The sequence below is a fragment of the Okeania sp. SIO2C2 genome, from assembly GCF_010692625.1.
Lineage (GTDB): Bacteria > Cyanobacteriota > Cyanobacteriia > Cyanobacteriales > Microcoleaceae > Okeania > Okeania hirsuta.
Map to the genome: position 1 here is coordinate 19,662 of NZ_JAAHGM010000023.1, position 25,897 is coordinate 45,558.

Here is a 25,897-nt window from a genome sequence, read left to right on the forward strand (position 1 = left end):
TTATTCTGTTGGTAGTAGTTTTGAGATTAATACTGTAGCGACCTTTTTTTGAATTTGGTATAAGGTGAGTATAGCTGAAGTCAGAAGTCAATCTTTGCTCTCAATAAAAAATAAAGAGGAAGATATTTTTGGCGATAGGAAGTTGGAAATTTTCATCTCTACTGATACTTCTTGGATGCTAATTTTATATTGATAATTTTCTTCATTATTCCTTCTTGTTGATTCCTTCTTTTAATTGCCATAAGCTACATCTAAGAATAAGGTGAGTATAGCGAAAGTCAAAAGTCAATCTTTGCCCTCAAGAAAAAACAAAAAGGAAGATATTTTTGGCGACAGGAAGTTGGAAATTTTCACCCATACTGATACTTCTTAGATGTTAATTTGATATTAATAATTTTCTTCCTTCTTCCTTCTTCCCTCTTCCTTATTCCTTCTTTTACAGGAAGATATTTTTGGCGACAGGAAGTTGGAAATTTTCACCCCTATTGATACTTCTTGGATGTTAATTTGATATTAATAATTTTCTTCCTTCTTGCTTATTCCTTCTTTTAATTGCCATAAACTGCATCTAAGAATAAGGTGAGTATAACTGAAGTCAGAAATCAATATTTGCCCTCAAGAAAAAACAAAAAGAAAGATACAGCAGATTCCATTAAGCATGAGATACATCCATCGCGGGCAAGATGCCCGCACTACAAATATTTAATTGTTAATCTCTGTAATTCTTATGCAAGGAATATGTTGTATTTTTGGCGATAGGGATTTGGAAATTTTCACCTCTACTAATACTTCTAGGATGTTAATTTTATATTGATAATTTTCTTGCTTATTCCTTCTTGCTTATTCCTTCTTTTAATTGCCATAAGCTACATCTAAGAATAAGGTGAGTATAGCTGAAGTCAGAAATCAATATTTGCCCTCAAGAAAAAACAAAAAGGAAGATATTTTTGGCGATAGGAAGTTGGAAATTTTTACCAATACTGATACTTCTTAGATGTTAATTTTATATTGATAATTTTCTTCCTTCTTCCTTTGTATTTTTTTCTTCTTTTACAGGAAGATATTTTTGGTGATAGGGATTTGGAAAATTTCACCTCTACTGATACTTCTTGGATGCTAATTTTATATTGATAATTTTCTTTCTTCTTGCTTCTTCCTTATTCCTTATTCCTTCTTTTAATTCCGATAAACCTCATCTAAAATATTGCCATTTGCCGCAATTAATTGAATATGTAATGGCATTTTACCTGCTGCATGAGTCGAACAACTGAGACAAGGATCGTAAGCTCGAATACCTGCTTCAACCCTGTTTAACATTCCTTCTGGAATTTGATTATTGTGAATATAATGTTTGGCAATTTGAGTCACAGTTTGATTCATTGCCAGATTATTTTGACCAGTGGCAATAATCATATTTACCTTCTGAATAATTCCATTTTCATCTACTTTGTAATGATGGAATAAAGTACCTCTTGGCGCTTCACTAACTCCCACTCCTTCCAAACAGTTAATACCAGCAGTAGCGCGAGTGCGCGGAGAAACAATATCTGGGTCATCTATCAATTGTTCAATTCTTTCTAAACAAGCAATAATTTCTATCAAACGAGCATAATGATAGAAGAAAGAAGAAGTAGGAACACCACCTACCCGCTCTTGCATTTCTTTTAATTCTCGGTCTGCTTTTTCTGTACCTATCTGAGAACAAACATTTAAACGAGCAAGAGGTCCGACACGATAAATTCCATCAGGATAACCCATTGGTTTGTAATAGGGAAATTTCAAATAAGACCAACTTTCCACCGCTTCCCCTAAAAATTCCTGATAATTATCTTCGCTTAAATTATCGGCAACAATATTACCTTCACTATCAGTAAACCGTAGTTTTCCGCCGTAATGTTCCCAATCACCATTTGCACCAACTAATCCCATAAATAATGATGGAAACTTACCAAAAACTTCAGCTTCAGTTTTTAATTCTTTATCCAATAAATCCTTAAACAAACTAATAGCAGTATTAGTAGTTTCAAAAGATTCTGAGAGACGATTTTTGATCCATTCTCGCCCTTCTTCAGATAGGGGAGAACGTACACCACCAGGTACTGCCCAAGCAGCATGAATTTTTTTAGCTCCTAACAATTCTATGACTGTTTGACCGAACTGCCTAAGTCGAATTCCTGCCCTAGCTAAATCTGGATTTTCCTCCATTAAACCAAAGACATTTCGTTTAGCAGGGTCGCTATCCCAACCTAATAGAAAATCAGGACTACTAAGATGGAAAAAACTTAAAGCATGGGATTGAGTTAACTGCCCTAAATTCATCATTCGACGCAATTTTTCTCCTGGGGGAGGAACTTGAACTGCGAGAATTTTATCCCCTGTTTTGGCAGAAGCTAATAAATGACTTACTGGGCAAATTCCACAAATTCTAGCTGTTATTCCTGCCATTTCTGTAAAAGGTCGCCCTTCACAAAATTTTTCAAAGCCACGATATTCTACGACATGAAATCTACAGTCGGATACTTCTCCCACATCATCTAATATTACTGATATTTTGGCATGACCTTCGATTCTAGTTACTGGGTCGATGACTATTGTTTTAGACATAGTTTATTTTCTCCTTTACTAAATAAATAATCTCTAGATTTTGAGAAATTTTTCAAAGCTATTTTTCTGAGTAAGTAACTAATGTGATGAAAAGAAAACAGGTAAGTAATTTTAGTAGGTTGGGTTAAGCGAGAGCGCAACCCAACAAAAAAGATGTGTAGGTTGGCGTTAAAAATTGTCATTATTAGAAGGTAAAAGGAAAGTAATTTTAGTAGTTTTGCTTGAGGAAACAAAACCTAACTTACTTAAATTAAACTCTAGTGTAGGATGGCAGAAATAACTAACCAGTTACAAAATGCTAATAGCTTTACCAATCAATACTTTTGAGGGCGAATGGCATTTGCTTCGCATAACTATCGTTAACGCCCCTACGACTTTTAACTTCTGCGTAGCGGCACTAGGTTTTGAGAATATTATAAAATTTATTTCTCAAAACTACCTCTACTTTGTTTATCAGTTTTCTTCTAATTACAAATGCGGGCTTTTTGCCAAGGTTGTCGAGAATTCCAGATACCTAAACCTGCTTGTTTGGCAGAATTTTGAGCATTCAAGTAAGCAGTTTTTAAACTAGGGCAAGTATCATTTAGATGTTTACAGAAAAGGGAAGCTTTTCCTTCACTAACCAGTTGTAAATTAATGGAAGTATTATCTTTAAATACTTCTGAAACTATCCGTTGATGACTACTTTTTCCTGTATCACTAACTAATACTATTGTACCTCTAGGAATCAGTGTTTCAAGTCTACTTTTAGCAGCCTCAAAAAACGGACTATCTCCATAATCAGGACTATCAATACAGGCAAGTTGTAGCCGACATAATTGTGAATTTCTTTTCCAAGGAATTCGACATTGTGACATGGTAACTTCTAAAGTATCTCCATCAATAATCTGAGAAATTCTTGCCTGTTGAGTAGCTAAAGACTGGGGAGTATTTAATAGAGATAAAAGTATTAAAATTACACAGGATACGATAGCTAAAATTAGACTAATTTTGCGTATTTTAATCAGCTTTTTTTGACTAACTAATACTGTCGGTTGGGTTGAGGAATGTTAGGGGAGCTTATCCGGAGGATAAACCTAACAAAAATATATATCTTTTGGGTTGCGCTACCACTTAATTCAACCTATCCTAGCTTAATTCTGTCTCCTGACTCCTGTCTCCTGACTTCTTCTTCTTTTACCCAAACTTAATCATTTCTCTACCTGCCATTTTTGGCATTTCACCCTTTAATAAAGGTTCTAAAGTCGCCTTAATTCGATCAGCAGAAGGCGGACATCCAGGCATAAAAATATCCACTGGAACAACTTCATGCACTGGTCGAACTTTATCAAGTAATTCTGGTACAATTCCCGGCGAATTTGGTAATTGCTTATTTTCATCTGCTAACTCTAAATAACTTCTTTCTAAAACAGGTTTCGTACCACCCAACATATTTCGCATAGCTGGCACATTAGCAGTAACAGCACAATCACCAAAAGAAATTAAAGTTTTAGTCTTTTTCCTCACCTCAAAAATTATTTCTAAATTATCCTGATTAGCAATACCTCCTTCCACCAAACAAACATCAACATTTTCTGGATATTCTTTAATATCACTTCCCACCGGACTATAAACAACCTCGACATAATTTGCAAGTTCAAACAACCATTCATCTAAGTCGAGAAACGACATATGACAACCAGAACATCCAGCCAACCAAACTGTAGCAAATTTTATTTTATTTGACATAATTAATACCTTTAATTAGAGAATAGGGAGTAGGGAACAGGGAATAGAAAAGCACTCAAATTTTCTGTTTCAAAGGAATAGTATTTGCTTGACTTTTTCTGAGGATATCGCTACTTGTACAACAGAAAAAATAAGGAAGAAGGAAGAAGGAAAAATATTCCTTTGTCTGAGTTTTAAGCTTTTGAACTGTCCTAACCTTTGCTTAGACTGCTATACAGCACTAGGCAATTATCTTTTATCTGCTATCTTTAGTTAATGGTGCGTTGCAACGCACCCTACTAATACCGTTTCACTAAAGTCAGAAGTCAGAAGTTATATTTTAGCGACTTGAAACCTGAATTTTACAGTAATTTCAGCTTATTATTTGACTTACTATTTGTGACATTCTTTCAGTGAATTGGTATAAACTGTGGCAAATTTTATTTTTTTCGACATAATTAATACCTTCAATTAGGGAATAGGGAACAGGGAAAAGGTAATTTTATAAATTCAGTCTCTAAATACATTTCATAGATTAGCCAAAATAGAAATCAAACAAATTAACTTCTGACTTCTGACTTCTAACTTCTAACTTCATTCACCTTGTCCATTGTTTATTTTTCCTAGCATTGACCAAAAATTCCAACTTAGAGCGATCGCGCTCCATTTCAGCTACCGTTGCCCCCTTACGGAAAATTGCACCAGTGGGACAAGCATCCACACACTTACCACAAGCAGTACAAGCATCCACCTCTCCCCAAGGTTGATTCAAACCAGAAACAATGTAACAAGCAGCACCACGACTTCCCACATCCCAAACGTGCGCTCCTTCTATTTCGTCACAAACCCGCACACAGCGAGTACACAAAATACAACGATTATGGTCTATACCAAACTGCTTGTGAGATAGATCCATTCCCCGGTCTGGGAAACGATAGGGAAACCGAGTATGATCCATCCCCACCTCTACTGCCATATTTTGCAATTCGCAATTCCCATTCGCAACACAAACCGCACAAACATGATTGCCCTCAGAAAATAACAATTCCACCAACATCCGTCGATATTCTTGCAACTTCTGAGTTTGAGTCTGAATTTCCATTCCCTCCGCAACCTGAGTTACGCAAGCAGGTAATAACTTTTTCACCCCAGAAATTTCTACCAGACACAACCGACAAGCACCAATATCCGTAACTCCCTCCAAATGACAGAGAGTAGGAATGCGAACTCCTGCTTCCTTAGCTGCTTCAAGAATAGTAGTTCCCTCCTCAACTGCAATTTGATTGCCATCAATAGTTAACGTTTTTACTGACATATTTTTTTCTCCTAATATTATACCAATTTGATAAGTGTTTTCTACAATTTATTGAGTAGGGGAGTATGGGAGTGAGGGAATGGGGGAGAAGTAATATCAAATCCGGTAACATCGGTGTAATAAGATAGTGAATCAGAATTTCCTACGGAATGCTCCGCAAACAGCAATCCTGCAATTCAGAATTCAGAAGGGAAAAGAATTCAGAGTTCTTTCCGCTCTGGGTGAAGATGGAATATTTTTTTATACCGAATTAAACGGATTTGATATAAACATAAGAATAATTAACAATAACTGGCGTGCTAATTAGCAAAAAAGTCATTACGCCTGTGTTAATTACTTAATAATTGAAGTTTCACCTAAGTTAAACATTATTTTTTCAAATTGGTATTACACCTCTTGTTAAAAGTAAAATTGCAGAGCTTTTCAACTCTTATAAACCACTTAAATATTTAGGGAGTTAGTGTTTTGCTTACTCTCTCATCCAAATGCTCTGTTAGTTGACTTCTCTAGCAAGGCGATCGCTATCTCCTACATTCTCCTGACTTCTAATATAATGTCCAGTTAATAGCACAAAAACTTCCTTTCTCCTGACTCCTGACTTCTAATATAATGTCCAGTTAATAGCGCACCTCCTTCTTCTCTCCTGACTCCTGACTCCTGACTCCTGACTCCTAAGTTAATACCTTACCATTGCTAGAAAACTCTGACTCCTGCAATAAATCTAGATATTCTTGCTTAAAATAGCGCAACGTACTCAAAACCGGATTAGGTGCAGTCATCCCCAAACCACATAAGCTAGTATCTTTCACCATATAAGACAACTCCTCCAACCTTTCTAAGTCCATAACAGTCGCCTGTTTATTCAAAATCTTAGTCAGCAAAGCATATAACTGCACCGTACCAGTGCGACAAGGAATACACTTGCCACAAGTTTCACCACGACAAAATTCCATATAAAACTGCGCCACCTCAACCATGCTAGTTTCCTTATCCATAATCACCATGCCACCCGAACCCATCATCGAACCAACTTTGCTGAGAGAGTCGTAGTCTACAGGAGTGTCAAGCATTGAAACAGGAATACAACCACCGGAAGGACCCCCTGTTTGTACCGCTTTCACTTCCCCACCAGGAACACCACCTCCCATTTCCTCAACAATTTCCCGCAGAGTAATTCCCATTGGTACCTCAATTAAACCGTTATTTCTAACTTTACCTGTGAGGGCGAATATTTTTGTGCCTTTGCTGTTTTCAGTACCAATACTCGCGTACCACTCTGCACCTTTTTTCAGAATAGGGGCAATGTTGGCAAAGGTTTCCACGTTATTAATTAGAGTTGGATATCCCCAAAGTCCAGACTGAGCAGGATATGGCGGACGGGGTACGGGGTTGCCACGTTTGCCTTCCACTGATTGAATGAGGGCAGTTTCTTCCCCACAAACAAATGCACCAGCACCGATGCGGATGTCAATTTTGAAATCAAAAGGACAGTCGAATATTTGACTACCCAAGAGTCCGTATTTTTTTGCTTGTTGAATAGCTTTTTGTAACCGCTGGATGGCGAGAGGATATTCAGCACGGACGTAAATGAAACCGTGATTTGCTCCCACAGCATAACCAGCGATCGCCATTCCTTCTAATACTAAATGGGGGTCGCTTTCTAATACGCTCCGGTCCATAAATGCGCCGGGGTCTCCTTCGTCACCGTTGCAGATAATATATTTCTGACCTTCTGGCATTTTGGCGACGGTTGCCCATTTTAAACCAGTGGGATAACCGCCCCCACCCCGACCGCGTAAACCACTGCGAGTAATTTCGTCCACGACTTCACCGGGAGTCATTTCATGTAACGCGTGGTAAAGAGATTGATATCCACCGACGGCGACATATTCTTCGATGCGTTCGGGATTAATTTTTCCTGTATGTTCCCTGACGATGCGGAGTTGATGAGAAAAGAATGGGTGTTGAGAGTCGCCTTTAATGACTTCGGTGGTACCGCCATTGAGTGCGTCGATAATACTGGCAGCGTTTTCGGGTTCTACTTCTTCATAGAGGGTGTCGTCGGGGTCTATTTGTACTAGGGGACCGCGTCCGCAAAATCCCATACAACCTACTCCTACTACTTCGACACGTTCTTCCAACCCTGCTGTTTTAACTGCATTTTTCATGTTTTTCATTACATCTACAGAATTAGCAGCTTGACAACCTGTAGACGTACAGCAGTGAACTCGAATGCTTTTTTGTCTATTTTTTTCTGTTTCGGCAATATCTAGCAAATCTTGATAGTCCATCTATTATTCTCCTTTCTTATTTTTAGCTATTAGCACTGAGCGATCGGCAGTTATAGCGCTACGCGCAAGTCAAAAGTTCAAAGTCAAAAGTTCAAAGTCAAAAGTTAGAAATTAGAAATCAGAAGTCATCCCTGACTAACAGCGCAAGTCAGAAGTTAGAAATCAGAAATCAGAAATCAGAAATCAGAAGTCATCCCTGACTAACAGCGCAAGTCAGAAGTTAGAAGTAAGTCAAAAGTTAGAAATCAGAAGTAATCCCTGACTAACTTTGAGCATTTATAAATGTCCGCGCCCTATTTGCGTAGTGCTATAGCTTTTTTTTTTCTTTCCTTGAGTTTGATTTTGATTTATAAATCAGTAAAAAAAAATAGATCGTTAAGTAACTAAGTGAGATGGTTTTTCGGTGGTGGTGCATTGTCATGGTTGTGCGTTGCATTATTTTTGTTACGAGGTACGGCAGTGGGAGCAAGATGCTCCCGTGCCAAGCATCCCTTGTTTCTTGTATACCATTACTATGCAGGATTACCAGTTTTTCTTAGTTTCCATCTTACCTAAATATTCTAACTTCACAACTGGATTCTTTTTCTAGCTTTAAATATTTCCACAATCAAAAAATATCAACTTTTAATCAGGTAAAACTTTACCTAAATACTATGTTTACCCATGGAATTTTGACTGTTGATTTTTGGCTAAATTTACTCCTGCCAACTTTTAATTTTTTCCATAACTACTTCTGGAGTTTGTTTACCTGCGACGCTACCATCAAAAACCACTGCTGGCGCAATCCCACAAGCACCTAAACAACGAGCTGCCATCAGAGAAATTTGATCGTCTGCTGTTGTTTCTCCTACTTTTATATCTAATTCTTTTTCTAGTGCTTTAATTACTTCTCCACCACCTTTTACATAACAAGCAGTACCCATACATACCACACAAGTATGAGCACCATTAGGCTTAAGTGAAAAAATATGATAAAAAGTTGCTACTCCATAAACTCTACTCAATGGTAACTTTAAACCTCGTGCTATATACATCAAAACATCAGATTCTAAATAACCAAATACTGATTGTGCTTTATGCAATACTTCAATTAAAGAATCTTGACGATATTGATTCCGCTTCATTGTAATATCTAACTGTTTAAAGCGTTTATCGCCACTAGGATGACCCTTTTTTTGTTGTTGAGAATCTTTGCTTTTAGTATCTTTCGTGGCAGTTTCCATTTCTATAATACTCCTCAACTTACTGCTCTTGGTATTTGCTTTTGATGGTAGTCGATATTTACTTAATATTTACTGCCTGCTTATTAAAGTTTTAATTTATTTATATTGTTACATATTACTATTTTTTTGAACCACTTGATTCACATTTTATTACATTTTTTTCATCTTGTTTAATAAACAACTTGTTTGTTGTTTAATTTTGCTTTAAGACTGAGCTTAAATCTTTAATAATTATTCAACAAAATCACTAAAATCAACTAAATTTTTAAATCATATAGAAAGGAACGATTTGGTGAGCAAATAGACTGATGATGAACGTTAGATAGGGAAATACTTTTCCCATTATTGCCTGTTATATGAAATCTGGTTGAACAACCTCACTTCAATTCAGTAGTCTGTTCTCTGTAGAGGATGCTAAACCCTTCAACGTTTTTAGTATTGCTATAAATTTCACTATTCCCTATCTGTCTAAATTGGAGCTATGTGCAATTAAACGGATTTGATATTCCCTATTCCCTGCCATAATACCAAATCTCAAAATTTTGCTACATTTAGCTAGGGAGAAAAGCAGTCAGTAGAGAGCAGGGAGAGATTTGCCATTGAAGTCAGAAGATGGTTTTTTCAACTCTGATTGAATACTTATAAATTAAATAGACATAAAAGTGGAAATTACACATTATATCAAATCCGGTTAAACAGCCATAGAATGGTTAAGTTAGGAGTCCTCAGGAGTCAGGAGACAGGAGTCAGGAGGAGAAAGAATTACAAAGATGAGGGTAGTTATGACGATTGAAGATTTTTTTTATGTCCAATTAAACGGATTTGATATTACACATATAAAGCATTTTTTGCGCTTTTTTTCAGAAAATTTCTTCCCTGTTGCTTTTCTTGATGCCTTTTCCTTTGCGTCTGTCGAACCCCGTGGGGTCGCACAACTGTTGCCTATTTCTGCAAAAAGTCTATTCTTTTTCGGAGATGTCTAATAAACACAAAGCAGGGAGATATGAAAAAAAACAAAGATATAGCAATGAGCGCTGGTATATTTACAAATTGTAGTAGGGGCAAAAGAGCTAGAAGTCTTATATGATCGGCAATTTATTCCCCCTGTTCCCAGTTAAGTGTTGCCTGTTCCCTGCGCACAGCGCTATATATTTCTCACACTGTGCGTATTGAAATACATCTTTAAGTTTAAATCTCCTAAAATTATTTGTGGGGTATTATAACTGGTCCTGTCTTCTGACTCTCTTGTATAATTTTTGTAGAGTAAAGAATGGGTTAAAACATAGACTAACGATCGCTTTTAGACAGGGAAATGTTTTTCCCACTTTTGCCTTCTGGAGTCGTTCTCTAAATATAGAACAGATTGCTAGTAAATGAGGTACAGTCCTTAACTTGATACATTCTCACCATTAAGAAAAACTGGTTGAAAAATCTTTGTTGCCGTACCTCATCAACTTGAAATACTGTGTATTATCGTCGCTACGTTTCCGTTGTGTTTTGAGCGTTAGGTCTTAAGTATTAGGTCATTGCTGAATTAAGGTATGAAAGTAGGTTTATAGGGAATAGGGAATTACGTTTCCGTTGTGTTTTGAGCGTTAGGTCTTAAGTATTAGGTCATTACTGAATTAAGGTATGAAAGTAGGTTTATAGGGAATAGGGAATAGGGAACACCGGATCTGGGAATTAATATTAACAAGTAGTTCAAACCATCCAAAATAAAAAATCCCAAATACAAAATTCTCAAATCATACCCAGAATCAGCAACGCCAGTATTAGGAAGAAAATTTTTCAGCACTATTCGGAGCAGTTGGGTTTTCAAACCCCACAGCTACCTGTAGAGTCTACAAACTTGTTAAGGTTGATACACTCAATAAGATTGAACCATTAACCATTAACCTAAAACCTATAACATTCTTCAATTAGGAGATGATATTACTTCCTGAAATTTATCTTCCCAAGAACCTTCTAAACGCGGACCTTGAATTTGTACAACAGCAGAAGCTAGATAATTTCCCCAACGTGCAGCTTGAATAGGTGTGTAACCATGGGTAAGGCCAAATAACACACCTCCCGCAAAAGCGTCCCCCGCACCAACAGTATCGATCGCTTTCACAGGAAACCCTGGTACAGGAGTAATTTTTTGATCTTTGGCAACTAAACAACCTTCCTTACCATTAGTAATAAAAGCTGTTTCTACCAACTCCCCAATTTTAATAGCACATTCTTCTAAAGACTCAATTCCGCAGAAACTACGAGCTTCATCAGCATTGCAAAATAATACATCACAATAATTTGACGCTACTTCGCGGAAGTCATCAGCAAACATATCTACTAAAAACTGGTCAGAGAAAGTAAAACACACTTTAACTTCTTGACGCTTAGAATCTTCCATTGCTTGAATACAAGCTTGCTTTGTATCCGGTCCAGTCCACAAATAACCTTCTATATAACTGTATTTACAACGCTTAATTTGTTCTGCATCAATATCATTAGCACTGAGACTCACAGATACTCCCAGATTAGTACACATGGTACGTTCGGCATCAGGAGTTGTCAGTACCACACAAGTACCAGTAGGTCCATTTTCTGTAGATGTAGGAACTACATTAAATTCAATTTTGGAGTCGAGCATATCTTGACGGTACAACTCACCATTAGGATCGTTGGCGACTTTGGCCACAAAAATACCCGTTCCTCCACTCTGAGCGATCGCTATCATGGTATTTGCTGCTGACCCTCCAGAACGCATTTGTAAGGGTATGTGTTCTAGGTCGTGCAATATTCCTCCTTGTGTTGGAGCATCCATCAGAGTCATCCCGCTTTTTTGGAGGGAATGTTTAGCGATTAAGTCTTCTTCTACAAATGCGAGGATGTCTACTAAGGCGTTACCTACGCCAAATACGTCTAATTTTTGGGTATTTGCTGCTGTCATCTATTTTTCTATTTTTTGGCCACTTAGGCATAATATCATGTCTGGATAAAATGTATAATTTTGATTATGATGTCTGGTTGAATTTTTATAAATTAAGTTAGTGGGGTAGTAGGGAGAATCAGGAGATTTGTCTTGTTATTAAGATAATAGGTTTTTTGATCACTAATTATCCTGATTTAATATAAGTACCATTAGGACAAAATACTTTCGTTCAAAGGGAACAGGAAGTAAAATGTCCTAACCTGCACTCATGTACCATAAATTGTGGAATAGAAGAAGAGAAGATTTACTTAGTTTAGTCTCAAACTGGCCTTATACCTGGAATTATGTTTTATTAACTACACTCGATTTAAGATTGTTGAATGACCCAGAGTAGTTAACATTGAAACCATCAGGTAAAATTGCATCAGTTAACTTAGCACGACTTAAATTAACCTCACTCAAATTAGTATCAAGTAAATTTACCCAACTTAAATCAGCACCATTAAAATTAGCTTTAGTCAAATTAGCAGCAGACAAATTAGAACTGTTGAGATCGACTTTACTGAAATTAGCCTTAGTCAGATTTGCACTACTCAAGTCTGTAACAATTAAATATGAACCAGTTAAATCAGCTTTACTCAAATCTGCCCCTACTAAATTAGCACCAATCAAACTTACATATTTCATATTTGCATAAATCAGACAAGCATAGCTAAGACTAGCACTAAAAAGAAAAGCACCATCTAGATTCGCTTGAGAAAGGTTAGCGCAAAACAAAAAAGCACGATTTGCATCAATTTTTGAGAGATTAGCACAACTTAAGTTAGCATTACTCAGATTAGCTTCACATAATTTAGCACTTGTTAAGTTAGCTTCACTTAAATTTGCCCCTACTAGGTTTGTACCACTCAAATTAGCATTACTAAGATTGACTCCACTAAGGTTAGCATTTGTCAAATCAGCATCACTAAAATCAGAATTACTAAAATCAGCACCACTCAGATTAATACCACTAAGGTCAACTTCCGGCAGCTTTATTGCTATAAAGTTTCTATTACCATTAGTATAATCTTCTCGTATTTTCTTGGTATCTCTTATGGGCATCTACGCTAAATAGTTTAGGTTTGTTCTCAGTACTATTATCTCAAAATACTAATCAATTATAATAAAGCTTAATTTTTTATTAAGTAAAGAAAAGCGATAGCTATATACTCAAGAAGAAAAATGATAGATCGTCAACTAAAAATTGTTTCTCTAATTCCTAGTGCTACAGAAATTGTTGCAATATTGGGATTAACGGATGCTATGGTGGGTAGAAGTCACGAATGTGACTATCCTCCAGAAATTCAAAACTTGCCTGTTTGTACTCAGCCTAAATTTAATCCTGAGGGAAGTAGTCGTGAAATTCATAATCGAGCTACGGAGTTATTACAATCAGCTTTGAGTGTCTACCGTGTAGAAACAGAAACCCTAGAAAAATTAGAACCTACTCATATTATTACTCAAGCTCAATGTGATGTTTGTGCTGCTAGTTTGGCAGAAGTAGAAGCTGTAGTAGCAAATTTAACTAAAAGTCATCCTCAAATTATTTCATTACAGCCTAATTTATTGGCAGAAGTTTGGGCAGATATGGAACAAGTAGCAATGAGTTTAGGAGTGGATGGAAATGAAGTAATTTCTCAGTTAAAATATAGGGTTAAAGCTTGTTCGGAAAAAACTCAAAATTTACCAGTTAATGATATTCCGAAAGTAGCTTGTATTGAGTGGAGCAATCCGCTAATGGCAGCAGGAAATTGGATACCAGAATTAGTTAAGTTAGCTGGGGGGAATTCATTATTTGGAGTAGTGGGAAAACATTCTCCATGGTTAAAATGGGAAGAGTTATTAATTGCTAATCCAGATATGATAATTTTCATGCCTTGTGGTTTTGATTTAGAACGTACTCGCCAAGATACTATGGAGTTAATTAATCGTCCAGAATGGCAAGATTTACCTGTAGTTAAATCGGGGAAAGTTTACATTACAGATGGTAATTCTTATTTTAATCGTCCAGGGCCGAGATTAGTCGATTCTTTAGAAATTTTAGCGGAAATTTTACATCCTGAATTATTTAATTTTGGTTATGGAGGAATAGGTTGGGTGAAGTTATAGCAATCAGGAATCAGATGTGAGAATTGAAGTGTTTCTTAAAAGTACAGAATATAGCAATTATTACATTTATATGATACGTTTTTTTCTTCTTCTCTGTTACCTGTTGCCAGATGAGTTGTTGCCTAAAAGTTTCTAAGATCTCACAACTCAAATTATATTGCTATATCTTAAGTATAAGATCAAATCCGCTATTCTTAAGTATAAAATATTTTTAAGTTAGGAGTCAGAACTCAGAAATAAGGAGGTAAATACAGTTATAAATATTTGTTAATTGTAAATATGGAGTAGATAAATAACGAATAAGATATCTTTACATCATACAAATAATTCCTAAAAACATTACTTAACCTGACTTATTATTTGATAATTGAAGTGTTCAATAAGTAGAACATTGTTTTTAGGACATTGGTATAACTTTATTGAGTACGCTTTACATTCTTTTTGCGTAGCATTTCCGCACCGAAAGGATGCCTTAGAATTACACACTTACTTTTCATTTGTGCAAAGGAGTTGCCTGAGAACTTGAAGTTAAGCAGAACAGAAAACTTGCCAAAAACAAAGAGATACAGCAGATTTAGTGCTATATGAAGTACAAATATTCAAGAAAACCTCGCCCGATCGGACGGGGTTTAAATAAAGTCTTTGTAGTGCGGGCATCTTGCCTGCCACAGATGTAGCTCACTTATATGAAACAAGCTGTAAATTAAATTAAATCTCAAATAATATATTTTTATAGTTAAGTTAATTCGGTATAACCAAATGTCAAACTACTAGATAAGTATTCGAGTATTAGGTGAGAGAAGTTGTTTAATTATTACTCCTTGTTCCCTATTTCCATCTCAATATCCATTATTCTATTTAGATTTAACTATTTAACATCTAGCAATTTTCATAAGGAGTAAGATACAAAATTATAGATTTTACCGAACAGTTCATTTTTCAATAAGCAATAGGGAGTCAAAATACAACTTTAATTTATGCTTTTGGAGAAACCATATATTCCTGACTTAGCATAATTAGTTTTAAGCTTTAATTCTACAGTATTCAGATGGTGAGCCATGTACAAACAACAAGTACAAAAAAGAAGTAAACCTCAAACAATTTCAGACATTGAATTAATCAATATCTGGTTACAACAAATTCCTCCTATAAATAAATCATTTCATTTATATATAGCTCAAATGTTCCTGAAATTTGTCAAAAAGCCACTAAAAAAAGTAACTCAAGTAGATGTTATAGCCTTTGCAAATATTCAGGGTATTCGCTCTAATAATCGAGAATTAGATCGAAATAAACGATTAGAAACTATTAATTCTTTGCTAAAATTTGGTCAGCAAACCGGTATACTCCCTAATACTCAAAAAAAGATCTTGTCTCCTACTATTAAAAACTTCAACAAATCAGCCCCCTCTAAAAACAAAACAGAAAATAATTCTACTACTCGGAAAATACAGAAACAGCCCTTAAATTGGTTTAAACTGTTAAACATCCAGCTAGCTTCTACCTTATTAATTATTTTCGTGTTACTTATGGCCATCTTAAAACTATTTCAAGAAGTGGGTGGGGGCGCAAATGCTGGCGATGAAAATTGGCCAGAAACAGTAGTGATTATGCCTGAGATTGAGCCAAATGAGAATTGGGCCTATCCAATAAATGTACCCAGAATACGAGCTTTTCTCGATACAATCGCTGTAACAGAAGGCACCACAGGTCCTCAAGGTTATTATCGTCAATACACAAACGACCATTTCTCTGGCTTTGAAGACCACCCTAGAGAGATGAAATGTGGCATTGATAGGAATAACGAAAAACTTTGTTCTGATGCAGCAGGTAGATATCAGTTTCTGAGTACATCTTGGGACCTCTATGCTCCTATGGTAGGTGCTAAGAATTTTGGCCCCACTTATCAAGACCGTGTAGCTATAGAATTGATTCGAGAAAAAGATGCTCTGGAGGACATTGAACAAGGGAGAATTGAAGAAGCTTTTAGAAAGTTATATATGGTTTGGCCTTCATTTGGAGAAACACCTACAGAAGTTGAGCGGCTCATGCCTAAACTTATAGGAACTTACAATAGTAACTTGGCTCGGTATCAACCCTCTGAGATATCTTCAGAACAAGAATCTCAAATGTAGTTTGAAGTATTTGTTTGAAGGAGATGGGGAGATGGGGAGATAGGGGGATAAAGAAACCTAGAAGGAAAAATCTGTTGCATAGTTTTAGGTGTGCCACTCCACTAAGCCTAGATTTAATATTCCTTTTACAAACATAGGACTTACCCAGTACAAGGTATTTTTGTCATTGCGACCGACAGGGTTTGCGTAGCAGTCCGGAACGGAAAGCAATCTCAAATCCTAATTTTTCCTACCTCATGCGTAAGTCCTGAAACAGTCTCTAACATAGACAGAATCACCTTTTTGATAATTATTAGCTAGTTCAATTTATCAATTACTCTTACCTTTGCCAACATTAATAGCTGATAGCTAATAGCTGACGGCTGAATGCTTACATAAAATGTAGAAAAGTTTTTGAGAAATGGTACTATGTCCTGTCTGTGGCACAGAATACATTGAAACATTGCCAGAATTTTGTTCTGTCTGTAGTTGGGATTTAACATCAGACACTACTTTCTTTGCTACGGCAGAAATATACCAGCGAAAGGAAGAAGCAAAATTGAACTGGGCTAGACAAATGTGGAAATTTGTACAAGACCAGAAAAATAAAAATAGCAGTAATAATACCATAAGTTTGCCTTTTGCACAAGTAGATGAGGTAAATCACAATCAAAATTTCAATGGGGACCTCAAAAGACAACTAGATAAACTACAAGCTCAGTTAAATCAGGCAGCAATGGAACGCTTCCAGCTTCATTCTCAGCTAGAGTGGGTACTTTATCGCCTCGAACAACTTAACCCAGAAATATTGACAGATACCCTATATCGTATTGAAGAACATCTAAATGCCATGGCAACTCCAGAAGCACCAATGTCAGAAGTAGGGATAGACTATAACCCACTGATAAATCTTTTAGCTGCAGGAAAATGGCGAAAAGCAGACGAACTTACCTGGGAGTTGGTACTGCAAGTAACCCTCCGGGAAGATGAAGGTTGGCTACAGTTAGTAGATATTGAAAATTTTCCCTGCACAGACCTTCTTACTATTGACTGGCTTTGGGAATATTACAGTAATGGGTTGTTTGGCTTAAAAGTACAACAACGTATATGGGAAAGTGTAAATGGACAATATGGAGATTTTTGCGATCGCGTCGGATGGCGAAATGGAGAAAGTTGGAAATATTATGATGAACTTAGCTTTAACCTGCAAGCTCCAGAAGGTCACTTACCTGTAATTATATGGCGACGACGTGCTTGTTATGGAGTTGGTAAAATGATGGCTGCTGAAACATTTTTGGCTTTGATATCTCGACTAGCAGTTTGTAATAGTAGTAGATAAATAAAAATAGAAGTTAATAATGGTATTAGTAGCGATTTATCGTATGCATTTCGGTGTAGGCTTTCTACCAAGTGGATTTAAGTCGAAGGTCTCCGTATTTAGCTTTAACTTCCAGGTGGAACACCCCCATTTGAGTGAAAAACTTCTGGTATTGAGGAGCTGTCTACGGTTGTCTCATGATTAACTTCATTCATCAAGTGTTCCTGGACTAAATCCTGTAAATCTTTTTCCCAGGCTTTCATTTCAGGTGTTTTGGACATAGAAATTTTTGATTTGTTTATCGGCTCTGGCTCGGCTACTGTTTCAGTCTCTCGGCTAGAGTCTTGTTTTGTATCTAAATAATTTCCCACAATCTCTTCTAATAATTTTTCCGGTTTGATTCCCTGTTGTTTGGCCTGAGCTTTTAACTTATTCCAAACATCTCTGGGTAGTTTTGCTGTGGCTAAGGGGTGTGCAGTTTCCCCAGTAATAGTAGTTTCTATATAATTTGCTGTAATGGGTCTAGATTGATCCTTTGCTTTATCCAGCACGTCCTGCCAACAGCTCGTAGTTTCATTAGCTTCCTCGCTGACTTGACTAACAGAAGTGGCTAATCTTATAGCTTGAGATACGTTGTCTGGCAGTTCTGTGAATCCTTCTAGCATCAATGACCAAGATATTTGAGCAGCTTTAATAACTCGTTTGACGTAATAGACCGATTTTTTCAAGGCTTTAACACAATACTCTTTGAAGGTTTTAAATCCTAAATCTTTATACAATTTATAAATTTGAAAAGCCCTCAAAGCCATGCCCTCTTTGATATAGGCATATCTATCGGCCAGCATATCTATTTCCAGAGAGGCGATCGCATCATCGCCATTTTTCCAGGTTTCGTGCCAAAATAAATCGCAAAATTTATCTAGATGGCCATCTGCCCACTGGGGAAGTTCTGGGTCATTAAAAGGAATCTCGAATCCGTGGTTATATAAATTTCCAATCATAGGGGTAAAAGGATTAAGAAAGGCACAAGAAAAGGGTGAAGTTAGAAGATAAAAGCCTCACCTCCAAAGCAATTTTTCATTGAGAATAGTAAGGGCTATGTCAGTTAAGTTTTAGGTTTTAGCTATTTAAACTGCTTCGTTGGGCGCCATCTCCTAGATATTTTTTGTGTATAGCTTGATATTATTATTGTCTTGTGTATAAAAAAATGTCAAGAGGGTTGAGTAAAATTATCTTGTACACAAACAATGGATAAAAAAATAATAGATGGCCGGAAAACCTAAATACAAAAGCCCCAAAAAACGAACCAATCTATCACTGACTCCAGAAACCTTGCAACGTATGGACGAAATAGCGGAGGCATTGAATATCAGTCGCAGCGAGCTAGTGGAAAAGTGGACGCGGGCGTGGGACGAGTTGCAATCTATAGGACTATTGGGGGAATCCTTGGCCTGCTCCGGGAAGTAGTTTCAGAAGCATTGGATTACATGAACGCTGATAATGAGTGTTTAGAGAAAAGATTGACAGAAAGTCAGGCAGCTCAAGCTGGATTTCTAAACAAAGCAGCTTCTCTAGAAAAAGAAATAGTTAGGCTGTTGGAGCAGGTCGAAAAACTACCAGAAAGTTCAAACGAAGAAGAATAAAAAATCAAAGGAGCCGATCGCAGCAATGTGGTCGGTATTTTTTCATGCCAAAAATCAAATCCTATTAATGATGTTTTCCCTCCATACATTTTTGACCGCACTTGGTCTCCACATCCCAGATAAAAACGCTATATATTATTTTGAATCACCTGCCGATATTGATTCTTACCCTTCACACCTTTCAACTGTTCGACCAAACCCTTATTCTTAAAAAACTGAATCGTTGGTGTAGACATTACCCCTGCATTCTGAGCAATCTCCGGATCTTGCTCAATATCAATCTCTACATAATGAATTTTTCCCTCAAACTCTTGTAGGACCTTCTCCAAAATAGGCTTCAAAGTATGACATGGAGCACAGGTAGGAGCAGAATACTTAACTATAATTAGGCGATCGCTCTGGTGGTAGAGTTTCCGCAAAGCATAACCGCCCAGATGATGAGTAGCATTATGGTCAAAACTCTCAACAGTTTCAACAACTATCTCCTTATCCGACTTCTTAGTTGCATTTTCCTGAGCAAACTCCTGTACCAAACCTCTTTCCGACAACCATCTTTCTACCAACATTGCCCCCATACAACCACTACCAGCAGCAGTTATTGCCTGACGAAACTCACTATCTTGGACATCACCCACAGCATAGACACCTTCAACGCTAGTTTTCACCATATCTCGAGTAACCACATAACCCTTCTCATCCAACTCCAACTGTCCTTGAAAAATTTGAGTATTTGGGGTATGACCAATAGCATAAAACAAACCACCAACTGGTAAATCCTTTTGTGTTCCAGTCTGATTATTTCTGAGTTTCACACCTTCCAACACACCATTACCATATACATCTATAACTTCAGTTTGCCAATGAACAGTAATTTTCGGATTTTCTAACACTCTCTGCTGCATAGTCTTACTCGCCCGCATCTGGTCTCGACGTACCAATAAATGAATATGAGAACCATACTTAGTTAAATAAATAGACTCCTCCGCTGCAGTATCCCCACCTCCAATAACTGCTAATTCCACTCCTTTAAAAGCCGGGTTAGCTCCATCGCAGACAGCACAAGCAGATATACCACTATTCCAAAATTTTTCTTCGCTAGGTAGTTTGAGTTTTTTGGCAGTCGCCCCAGTAGCAATGATGATGCTATAAGTCTTAATTTCTCGTTCCTCTGATTTAATAGTAAATGGGTACTGAGTTAGGTCTACAAAGGTAACATCTTCGGTGTATAGTTCTGTTCCCCAGCGAACTGCTTGATTTTTCATCCGTTCCATTAATTGGGGTCCGGTAATTCCTTCGGGAAAACCAGGAAAGTTCTCTACTTCGGTCGTTGTCATTAGTTGACCTCCTGGTATACCTCCTATTTGATAACCTTCAAAGACTAATGGTTTGAGGTTAGCACGTCCTGCATAGATAGCGGCAGTATAGCCTGCTGGTCCTGAACCTATAATTACTAAGTTTTCTATTCTTTGTTTTGTCATAATATTAAGATTTGGCGGTAGATAGTAATGTTTTTGTGCTTTACTTTCTTTCAGTTATTAGAGTTATTAGAAAAAATTTGTTTTCTCGATACTTTTCTTTTTTTTCGGCGTTGCACAGTGACGAATTATTTTATATTTTTGATGAATAGGATTTTTGATTTGATAATTACTAGAATGACTAATTAATGGTTTTTTTTTACTCAAAGTCTAAACTAATTTTTGGTAATATCATTCCATAATGTGCAACCCCTTTTTTTCAGTGTTAATTTACCGACACAGCTAGGATATAACCAGTGGAATTTTTCTATATTTTGCCTACATCGGTTGTATTTTGTTAATCTACCTGAACCTAGTTCTACAGTTAATCTAGTGAAAGGTTCCTGATTTTTTGTAGACATTATTTGCTTGTTCAATCGTACTAAAGCTTGGTGAAAATTTCTTTCTTTGCTTAGTTTTTTTGAACTTACAATATATGACTATATCTATGTATAACTTTTGCTATACCTGCTTATCAAGTTATACCAAATTTACGCAAAGGTACTTATATCAAGTCTCATTAATTAGCCAGGGATAAAAATGTTCTTCTCTTAAGAGGAAATATTTTTTCAGTCCGAATGCTGGGCAAACAAATTTCCCCTTCTTCCCTACTCCCTACTCCCTACTCCCTACTCCCTACTCCCTAAATTTTTCCGAAGTGGTTATTTAAAGAGACATGATATTACATCTTAATCTAAGTTTTCTGCATTTACGTTGAATTTTGCTAACCTACTATTGTTGACATTATTAAAATAAATATTTCTGAGGAGATAATTTTAAAATTGTCATGTTAAGCAAATTATGAATAAACGTAAAGTTGGCTAGTTATTGACATTATTCTCAATTATTTGACGAATTTACTTAATTTGCGGTCTATGATATGATTTTTATAGTCACAGGATTGGTGTAATTAATTTGCAAAAAAACTCTGGAAACTATATTGAAATCGTATGATGTTAAGTAATTTTAATTTTAATTTGTTGGAGAAAAAAACAATTTTTCTAGAGACAGCTTAACAATAAAGGCCGAAAATTTGACAAAAAACTAGATTTATGTATTGTTGTTTTGGTTATTAGTAAGAATTTCACTGAAATAGAAAAAATTATGGAAAGAATATTAGAACCAGAAGTGATGGACACTTGGGAAGAAGCAGAAGAATATGACTCAATGGACTTTTTGCAAGTCAATCAAGCCTTTGCAGAAAGTTCTATAGAAATCGGCCCAAAAAAAGGATTAGTTCTTGATGTCGGTACTGGTACTGCCAGAATACCGATATTAATATGTCAGCAACAACCAGAATGGCAAATAATTGGCATTGATTTATCAAAAAATATGCTGACTATTGGAGAGAGAAATATTGAAAAAGCACAATTACAATCACAGGTCAAATTAGAATTAGTAGATGCCAAAAAATTACCCTATTTAGAACATAGTTTTGAGATGGTAATTTCTAACAGTATTGTTCACCATTTATCAGAGCCATTACTATTATTTCAAGAAGTTAAAAGAGTTTTGCACCCTAGAGGTGGAATATTTATACGAGACTTACTTCGTCCAGAAACTCCAGAATTAAAACAGGAACTTGTAGACAAATACGCTAGAGATTGTAATCAACATCAACGAAAGTTATTTAGAGATTCTTTGCAAGCTGCTCTGACTATTGTTGAAGTAGAGAAAATAGTTAAAGATGCTGGTATTAAAGAAGTAAAAATATATCAATCATCAGATAGGCATTGGACTGCAGAAAGAAAATGGTCAAAAATAGAAGAGTTTTGAATAGTAACAAATTTATGCCAAGTGTATTTACATTTTAATCATTGATCTTGAGCGATTTTTCTATCCTCTGTATTCCCGAATTACTCTTTGTAGAAAGGTTCCATGCAACGTCCCTACTACTCCCTACTCCAGAGCAACAAACGAATGGGTGTACCTCAAATGGGAATTGCTATACATGATTTTTATTAAAATTTTTTATTATAACACTATACATAATTGAAAAGTGGTCATAAGCTGTTAGTAGAAGGTTAAAAAAATCATAAGGAAGGAATCAGGACAGAAGTCGGAAGCATTTAGTCAGGGATTTGACCCCACTGAATGTAAGTCACTTTAAGAAGTAGGGGATTTAACCCTTGCTCTCTCAAGACTGTGCTTATGGAAGAAGCTACGGACAGTCAAAAGAATTAATCAACCTTCTTCCTTTTTCCCTATTCCTTCAAGTTTATTTTTTCCACAGGAGCAATAGATTATGACCATAACTACAAGGTTTAATTCTTATCTGATGGGCAACTTTGCCCCAGTGAGTGAAGAAATTACCGCTGATAACTTAGAAATCAAAGGCGAACTTCCTAGAGATTTGTCAGGAATGTATGTTCGTAATGGCCCTAACCCTCAATTTACCCCTCTAGGTAAATATGACTGGATGGATGGTGATGGAATGCTGCATGGAGTGAGAATTAGTGGTGGTAAGGCAGAATATAAGAATCGTTATGTGCGGTCAGGAGGATTTGAAGTTGAACGAGACTTAGGTTATGCCGTCTGGAGTGGAAGATTAGAACCGCCTCAAGTTTGTAATCCTTACGGGCCGTATAAAAATGTATCTAACAGTAGTGTAAGTTATCACAATGGCAAATTATTATCTTTTTGGGAAGCAGGGTTGCCTTATACAGTTAAAGTTCCTAGTTTAGAAACAATTGGTCCATATTTGTGCGATGGTTACTTGGATTCTACTTTCACTTCTCATCCGAAAGTCGATCCTATGACTGGAGAATTAATATTCTTTGGTTATGCTCTTGATGCGCCCCCTTATTTAAAGTATGGCGTGATTTCTAGTAATGGTGAGTTGCTACAAATAGTACCTATTAATATACCCGTGCCCAGCGGGCCACATGACTTTGCCATTACAAAAAATTATACTATTTTGATAGATTTACCATTGAGATTCCGTCCAGAACGAGTAGAGCAAGGTTTACCTGGTTGGATATTTGAGAAGGGAGTGCCAAGTCGGTTTGGTATTTTGCCTCGCTATGGGAATAATGAAGATATTCAATGGTTTGAAGCTCATCCTTGCTATATCAATCATATTTTGAATGCTTATGAAAATGGGGATGAAGTAATACTGTATGCTTGTCGGATGAGTTCAACTCATTCCTATGCTAGTAACTTTAGAGATAGAGATCCTGATGAGAATATTCCTCGAATGTATGGTTGGGCATTTAATCTCAAAACTGGCGCAGTAAGAGAGGGAATGTTAGATAAAAGACCATCGGAGTTTCCTTTTGTTAATCATCGCTTTGTCGGACGAGAGATGCGTTATGGTTACACTTCTAGGATGGCTTCACTGCAACCTTTGTTTGATGGGATTATTAAGTATGATTTTTATACTGGTAGGTCAATAACCCATGATTTTCAGGAACAACGTTACGGGGGTGCTGCAACATTTGCGCCGAGAATAGGTGCTATTGATGAGGATGATGGTTGGTTACTAACGTTTGTGTATGATGAGAAAGATAAATGTTCTGAGTTATTGGTAATAGATGCTCAGAATATGAGAGAAGATCCTGTGGCGCGGGTGATGTTGCCTCAGAGAGTTCCTTATGGTTTTCACGGTACTTGGATATCTGAGATGCAATTGATAAATAGGGTTTGTTGAAAAAGTCTTTTTAAGGAGTGGAGGAGTGGCTCACACGGATTATGGCACGGATACACGGATACGGAAGGGAGTGGGGGGAGTCTTACAAAGGGAAGTTTTTAAGATTTGACAGGGAGACGCGGTGACACGGGGACGCGGAGATTGGATAATTGAGTAATTAATTCAATCTACTCGCTCTATTCATTAGAGAAAACTCCCGTCCATCTATCTGTGCGTCTCCCTCTCTCCGCGTCTTCGTGTCTCCCCCTCCCCGCGTCCTCTCCACTCAATAATTCTCCGTTTTTCCCAACTCCTGACTCCTGACTCCTGACTTCTGACTTCTAATTAGGGCTTACTGATTAAATATCAAAGCATTGACTGATATTGGTTTTAGGCTTTTTATGTCTTTAAAAAGTATGAGCTTTTCGGTAGCTTAGGTTAAAAAAGTGAGGATTTTCACCGAAGCAAAAGCCGAAAAATCACTCTGACAAAACTTAGCTCCTACCTCCTCGCTCATTCCCATTTCTTCTGTCTCCTTTCTGCTATCTCCTGTTTCCTACCCCAGCAAAAAGACTTTATTCAGCAAACCCTAATTATTTAGTCCAACGATTTTGACTTTGTTCTAGATGTTCTAATAATTCCTGTTTATTTAAAGAAGGTTTTTTACAAATCAAACCTTGACAAACTAACCCTGCAGAATTTTTGGGTAAATCTGCTTCAACCTTATAAATAGTAGTAGGAAAATAATCAGTAATTAAACTAGAAATTTCTGCTTCAGAGTTTCTAACTAAAGTTTGATTTCTATACCAGTCAAGAGCAATAAATAAACTCGGGCAAGTTTGAGGAGATTGTTTCATTATGCTGCTAAAAGCTGTTAAAGCTGACTCAGCTCGGTCGAGATAATATAATTCTTCAGTTAGCAAAGATAGACGTACTAAATTAGCAACTGCTATTCCATTTGCTTCGGGAGTTGCATTGTCTATATAGCTCCGTTCTCGTAATATTAATTCTCCACTATAGCAATGAGCGCTGGTATATTTACAAATTGCAGGAGGGGCCAAATAGCTAAAAGTCTTATATTATCGGCAATTTATTCCCCCTTCCGGAGCTGTTGCCTGTTGCCTGTTGCCTGCGCACAGCGCTATAACGTCGCTCGGTGAATTGTAATAACCTGATGCTTCTAAACTCCATAAAAAATTATCAAATTCATCTTGTAATTTTACTGCTGTTTCTAGCCAATAATTAGTATTTGATGAAGTAATAGAAGCCTGTTGTAAGTCTAGCAAAGCTTTTATAAATAAAGCATAGTCTTCCACTTTGGAAAAAGTCAGGCAGAAGGCAGAAGGCAGAAGGAAAGAAAAGGTTAGAAGGGAGAAAGTTTTTTGATTGCGCTTTCCATTCAATGCAGGCATAAAATGCTGGAATATCCCCTGATAATTCCTACTTTCTTCCTACTGACTCCCAACTCCTGACTC

The 25,897-nt window shown here is 36.7% G+C and carries 22 protein-coding genes; 10 read left to right on the forward strand and 12 right to left on the reverse strand.

Translation table 11 applies throughout. The features are described from left to right. Positions 1-1,176 precede the first annotated feature (1,176 nt). The 5 genes from F6K18_RS19270 to F6K18_RS19290 form a co-directional block, all read right to left on the reverse strand. Entirely contained in the window at positions 1,177-2,604 is a 1,428-nt protein-coding gene (locus F6K18_RS19270; protein WP_287522971.1) for a Ni/Fe hydrogenase subunit alpha, read from the reverse strand. 464 nt (positions 2,605-3,068) lie between these two features. Beyond that, the gene (locus F6K18_RS19275; RefSeq protein WP_287522974.1) at positions 3,069-3,461 is read right to left on the reverse strand and encodes a thermonuclease family protein; all 393 of its coding nucleotides are present in this window, start codon (positions 3,459-3,461) and stop codon (positions 3,069-3,071) included. Between the two features lie 319 nt (positions 3,462-3,780). Beyond that, entirely contained in the window at positions 3,781-4,332 is a 552-nt protein-coding gene (locus F6K18_RS19280) for an oxidoreductase (RefSeq protein ID WP_287522977.1), read from the reverse strand. Between the two features lie 577 nt (positions 4,333-4,909). Beyond that, positions 4,910-5,626, reverse strand: a complete 717-nt coding sequence (hoxU, locus tag F6K18_RS19285; protein WP_287522979.1) for a bidirectional hydrogenase complex protein HoxU — start codon at positions 5,624-5,626, stop codon at positions 4,910-4,912. 671 nt (positions 5,627-6,297) lie between these two features. After that, positions 6,298-7,917: a NuoF family protein gene (locus F6K18_RS19290; protein ID WP_287522982.1), complete on the reverse strand. Its 1,620-nt coding sequence runs from the start codon at positions 7,915-7,917 to the stop codon at positions 6,298-6,300. 387 nt (positions 7,918-8,304) lie between these two features. Between F6K18_RS19290 and F6K18_RS19295 the strand changes: the two genes are divergently transcribed. Continuing rightward, positions 8,305-8,472, forward strand: a complete 168-nt coding sequence (locus F6K18_RS19295) for a hypothetical protein (protein ID WP_287522984.1) — start codon at positions 8,305-8,307, stop codon at positions 8,470-8,472. A 140-nt stretch (positions 8,473-8,612) separates the two neighbouring features. Here the strand turns inward: F6K18_RS19295 and hoxE are convergent, their stop codons facing one another. Further along, positions 8,613-9,140, reverse strand: a complete 528-nt coding sequence (gene hoxE / locus F6K18_RS19300) for a bidirectional hydrogenase complex protein HoxE (RefSeq protein WP_287522986.1) — start codon at positions 9,138-9,140, stop codon at positions 8,613-8,615. A gap of 631 nt (positions 9,141-9,771) precedes the next feature. On the opposite strand from hoxE, the gene F6K18_RS19305 reads away from it, so the two are divergent. Further along, positions 9,772-9,933 carry a hypothetical protein gene (locus F6K18_RS19305; RefSeq protein WP_287522989.1) on the forward strand — a complete coding sequence of 54 codons (162 nt, stop codon included), beginning with the start codon at positions 9,772-9,774 and terminating at the stop codon, positions 9,931-9,933. Further along, on the forward strand, positions 9,923-10,123 hold the full coding sequence (locus tag F6K18_RS19310; protein ID WP_287522991.1) for a hypothetical protein: 201 nt from the start codon (positions 9,923-9,925) through the stop codon (positions 10,121-10,123). Before F6K18_RS19305 ends, F6K18_RS19310 begins: the two co-directional genes overlap by 11 nt. 932 nt (positions 10,124-11,055) lie before the next feature. Here F6K18_RS19310 and F6K18_RS19315 read toward each other — a convergent pair. Beyond that, the gene (locus F6K18_RS19315; RefSeq protein ID WP_124145700.1) at positions 11,056-12,072 is read right to left on the reverse strand and encodes an adenosine kinase; all 1,017 of its coding nucleotides are present in this window, start codon (positions 12,070-12,072) and stop codon (positions 11,056-11,058) included. 324 nt (positions 12,073-12,396) lie between these two features. Beyond that, a complete protein-coding gene (locus F6K18_RS19320; protein ID WP_287522994.1) occupies positions 12,397-13,158 on the reverse strand; it encodes a pentapeptide repeat-containing protein in 762 nt (253 codons plus the stop codon). A gap of 120 nt (positions 13,159-13,278) precedes the next feature. On the opposite strand from F6K18_RS19320, the gene F6K18_RS19325 reads away from it, so the two are divergent. The 3 genes from F6K18_RS19325 to F6K18_RS19335 all read left to right on the forward strand — a co-directional run bounded on the left by F6K18_RS19325 (position 13,279) and on the right by F6K18_RS19335 (position 17,658). Next, positions 13,279-14,205, forward strand: a complete 927-nt coding sequence (locus F6K18_RS19325) for a cobalamin-binding protein (RefSeq protein ID WP_287522996.1) — start codon at positions 13,279-13,281, stop codon at positions 14,203-14,205. Positions 14,206-15,263: 1,058 nt separating this feature from the next. After that, positions 15,264-16,340: a glycoside hydrolase family 24 gene (locus F6K18_RS19330; protein WP_287522999.1), complete on the forward strand. Its 1,077-nt coding sequence runs from the start codon at positions 15,264-15,266 to the stop codon at positions 16,338-16,340. 400 nt (positions 16,341-16,740) lie between these two features. Then, a complete protein-coding gene (locus tag F6K18_RS19335) occupies positions 16,741-17,658 on the forward strand; it encodes a GUN4 domain-containing protein (RefSeq protein WP_287523001.1) in 918 nt (305 codons plus the stop codon). 104 nt (positions 17,659-17,762) lie between these two features. Here the strand turns inward: F6K18_RS19335 and F6K18_RS19340 are convergent, their stop codons facing one another. Next, on the reverse strand, positions 17,763-18,638 hold the full coding sequence (locus tag F6K18_RS19340; protein ID WP_287523003.1) for a hypothetical protein: 876 nt from the start codon (positions 18,636-18,638) through the stop codon (positions 17,763-17,765). A gap of 265 nt (positions 18,639-18,903) precedes the next feature. On the opposite strand from F6K18_RS19340, the gene F6K18_RS36710 reads away from it, so the two are divergent. Beyond that, positions 18,904-19,104: a ribbon-helix-helix domain-containing protein gene (locus F6K18_RS36710; RefSeq protein WP_353735115.1), complete on the forward strand. Its 201-nt coding sequence runs from the start codon at positions 18,904-18,906 to the stop codon at positions 19,102-19,104. Then, complete coding sequence (locus F6K18_RS19345) at positions 19,044-19,280, forward strand: hypothetical protein (RefSeq protein ID WP_287523005.1); 237 nt, start codon at positions 19,044-19,046, stop codon at positions 19,278-19,280. The genes F6K18_RS36710 and F6K18_RS19345 overlap by 61 nt, the downstream gene beginning before the upstream one ends. 128 nt (positions 19,281-19,408) lie before the next feature. Here the strand turns inward: F6K18_RS19345 and trxB are convergent, their stop codons facing one another. Continuing rightward, complete coding sequence (trxB, locus tag F6K18_RS19350) at positions 19,409-20,758, reverse strand: thioredoxin-disulfide reductase (protein ID WP_287523007.1); 1,350 nt, start codon at positions 20,756-20,758, stop codon at positions 19,409-19,411. 1,140 nt (positions 20,759-21,898) lie between these two features. Between trxB and F6K18_RS19355 the strand changes: the two genes are divergently transcribed. Both F6K18_RS19355 and F6K18_RS19360 read left to right on the forward strand, forming a co-directional pair. Then, the gene (locus tag F6K18_RS19355; RefSeq protein ID WP_287523008.1) at positions 21,899-22,570 is read left to right on the forward strand and encodes a class I SAM-dependent methyltransferase; all 672 of its coding nucleotides are present in this window, start codon (positions 21,899-21,901) and stop codon (positions 22,568-22,570) included. A gap of 469 nt (positions 22,571-23,039) precedes the next feature. After that, entirely contained in the window at positions 23,040-24,443 is a 1,404-nt protein-coding gene (locus F6K18_RS19360) for a carotenoid oxygenase family protein (protein WP_287523010.1), read from the forward strand. 572 nt (positions 24,444-25,015) lie between these two features. On the opposite strand, the gene F6K18_RS19365 is transcribed toward F6K18_RS19360, so the two are convergent. Both F6K18_RS19365 and F6K18_RS19370 read right to left on the reverse strand, forming a co-directional pair. Next, positions 25,016-25,483 carry a hypothetical protein gene (locus F6K18_RS19365; RefSeq protein ID WP_353735116.1) on the reverse strand — a complete coding sequence of 156 codons (468 nt, stop codon included), beginning with the start codon at positions 25,481-25,483 and terminating at the stop codon, positions 25,016-25,018. A gap of 18 nt (positions 25,484-25,501) precedes the next feature. Beyond that, positions 25,502-25,834: a hypothetical protein gene (locus F6K18_RS19370; RefSeq protein ID WP_287523013.1), complete on the reverse strand. Its 333-nt coding sequence runs from the start codon at positions 25,832-25,834 to the stop codon at positions 25,502-25,504. Positions 25,835-25,897: the final 63 nt, after the last annotated feature.

Coding starts and splice junctions, on each gene's coding strand:
- F6K18_RS19270 (WP_287522971.1), bottom strand. CDS start 2,604: ATGTCTAAAACAATAGTCATCGACCCAGTAACTAGAATCGAAGGTCAT.
- F6K18_RS19275 (WP_287522974.1), bottom strand. CDS start 3,461: ATGTCACAATGTCGAATTCCTTGGAAAAGAAATTCACAATTATGTCGG.
- F6K18_RS19280 (WP_287522977.1), bottom strand. CDS start 4,332: ATGTCAAATAAAATAAAATTTGCTACAGTTTGGTTGGCTGGATGTTCT.
- hoxU (WP_287522979.1), bottom strand. CDS start 5,626: ATGTCAGTAAAAACGTTAACTATTGATGGCAATCAAATTGCAGTTGAG.
- F6K18_RS19290 (WP_287522982.1), bottom strand. CDS start 7,917: ATGGACTATCAAGATTTGCTAGATATTGCCGAAACAGAAAAAAATAGA.
- hoxE (WP_287522986.1), bottom strand. CDS start 9,140: ATGGAAACTGCCACGAAAGATACTAAAAGCAAAGATTCTCAACAACAA.
- F6K18_RS19310 (WP_287522991.1), top strand. CDS start 9,923: ATGACGATTGAAGATTTTTTTTATGTCCAATTAAACGGATTTGATATT.
- F6K18_RS19315 (WP_124145700.1), bottom strand. CDS start 12,072: ATGACAGCAGCAAATACCCAAAAATTAGACGTATTTGGCGTAGGTAAC.
- F6K18_RS19320 (WP_287522994.1), bottom strand. CDS start 13,158: ATGCCCATAAGAGATACCAAGAAAATACGAGAAGATTATACTAATGGT.
- F6K18_RS19325 (WP_287522996.1), top strand. CDS start 13,279: ATGATAGATCGTCAACTAAAAATTGTTTCTCTAATTCCTAGTGCTACA.
- F6K18_RS19330 (WP_287522999.1), top strand. CDS start 15,264: ATGTACAAACAACAAGTACAAAAAAGAAGTAAACCTCAAACAATTTCA.
- F6K18_RS19335 (WP_287523001.1), top strand. CDS start 16,741: ATGGTACTATGTCCTGTCTGTGGCACAGAATACATTGAAACATTGCCA.
- F6K18_RS19340 (WP_287523003.1), bottom strand. CDS start 18,638: ATGATTGGAAATTTATATAACCACGGATTCGAGATTCCTTTTAATGAC.
- F6K18_RS36710 (WP_353735115.1), top strand. CDS start 18,904: ATGGCCGGAAAACCTAAATACAAAAGCCCCAAAAAACGAACCAATCTA.
- trxB (WP_287523007.1), bottom strand. CDS start 20,758: ATGACAAAACAAAGAATAGAAAACTTAGTAATTATAGGTTCAGGACCA.
- F6K18_RS19355 (WP_287523008.1), top strand. CDS start 21,899: ATGGAAAGAATATTAGAACCAGAAGTGATGGACACTTGGGAAGAAGCA.
- F6K18_RS19360 (WP_287523010.1), top strand. CDS start 23,040: ATGACCATAACTACAAGGTTTAATTCTTATCTGATGGGCAACTTTGCC.
- F6K18_RS19370 (WP_287523013.1), bottom strand. CDS start 25,834: ATGCCTGCATTGAATGGAAAGCGCAATCAAAAAACTTTCTCCCTTCTA.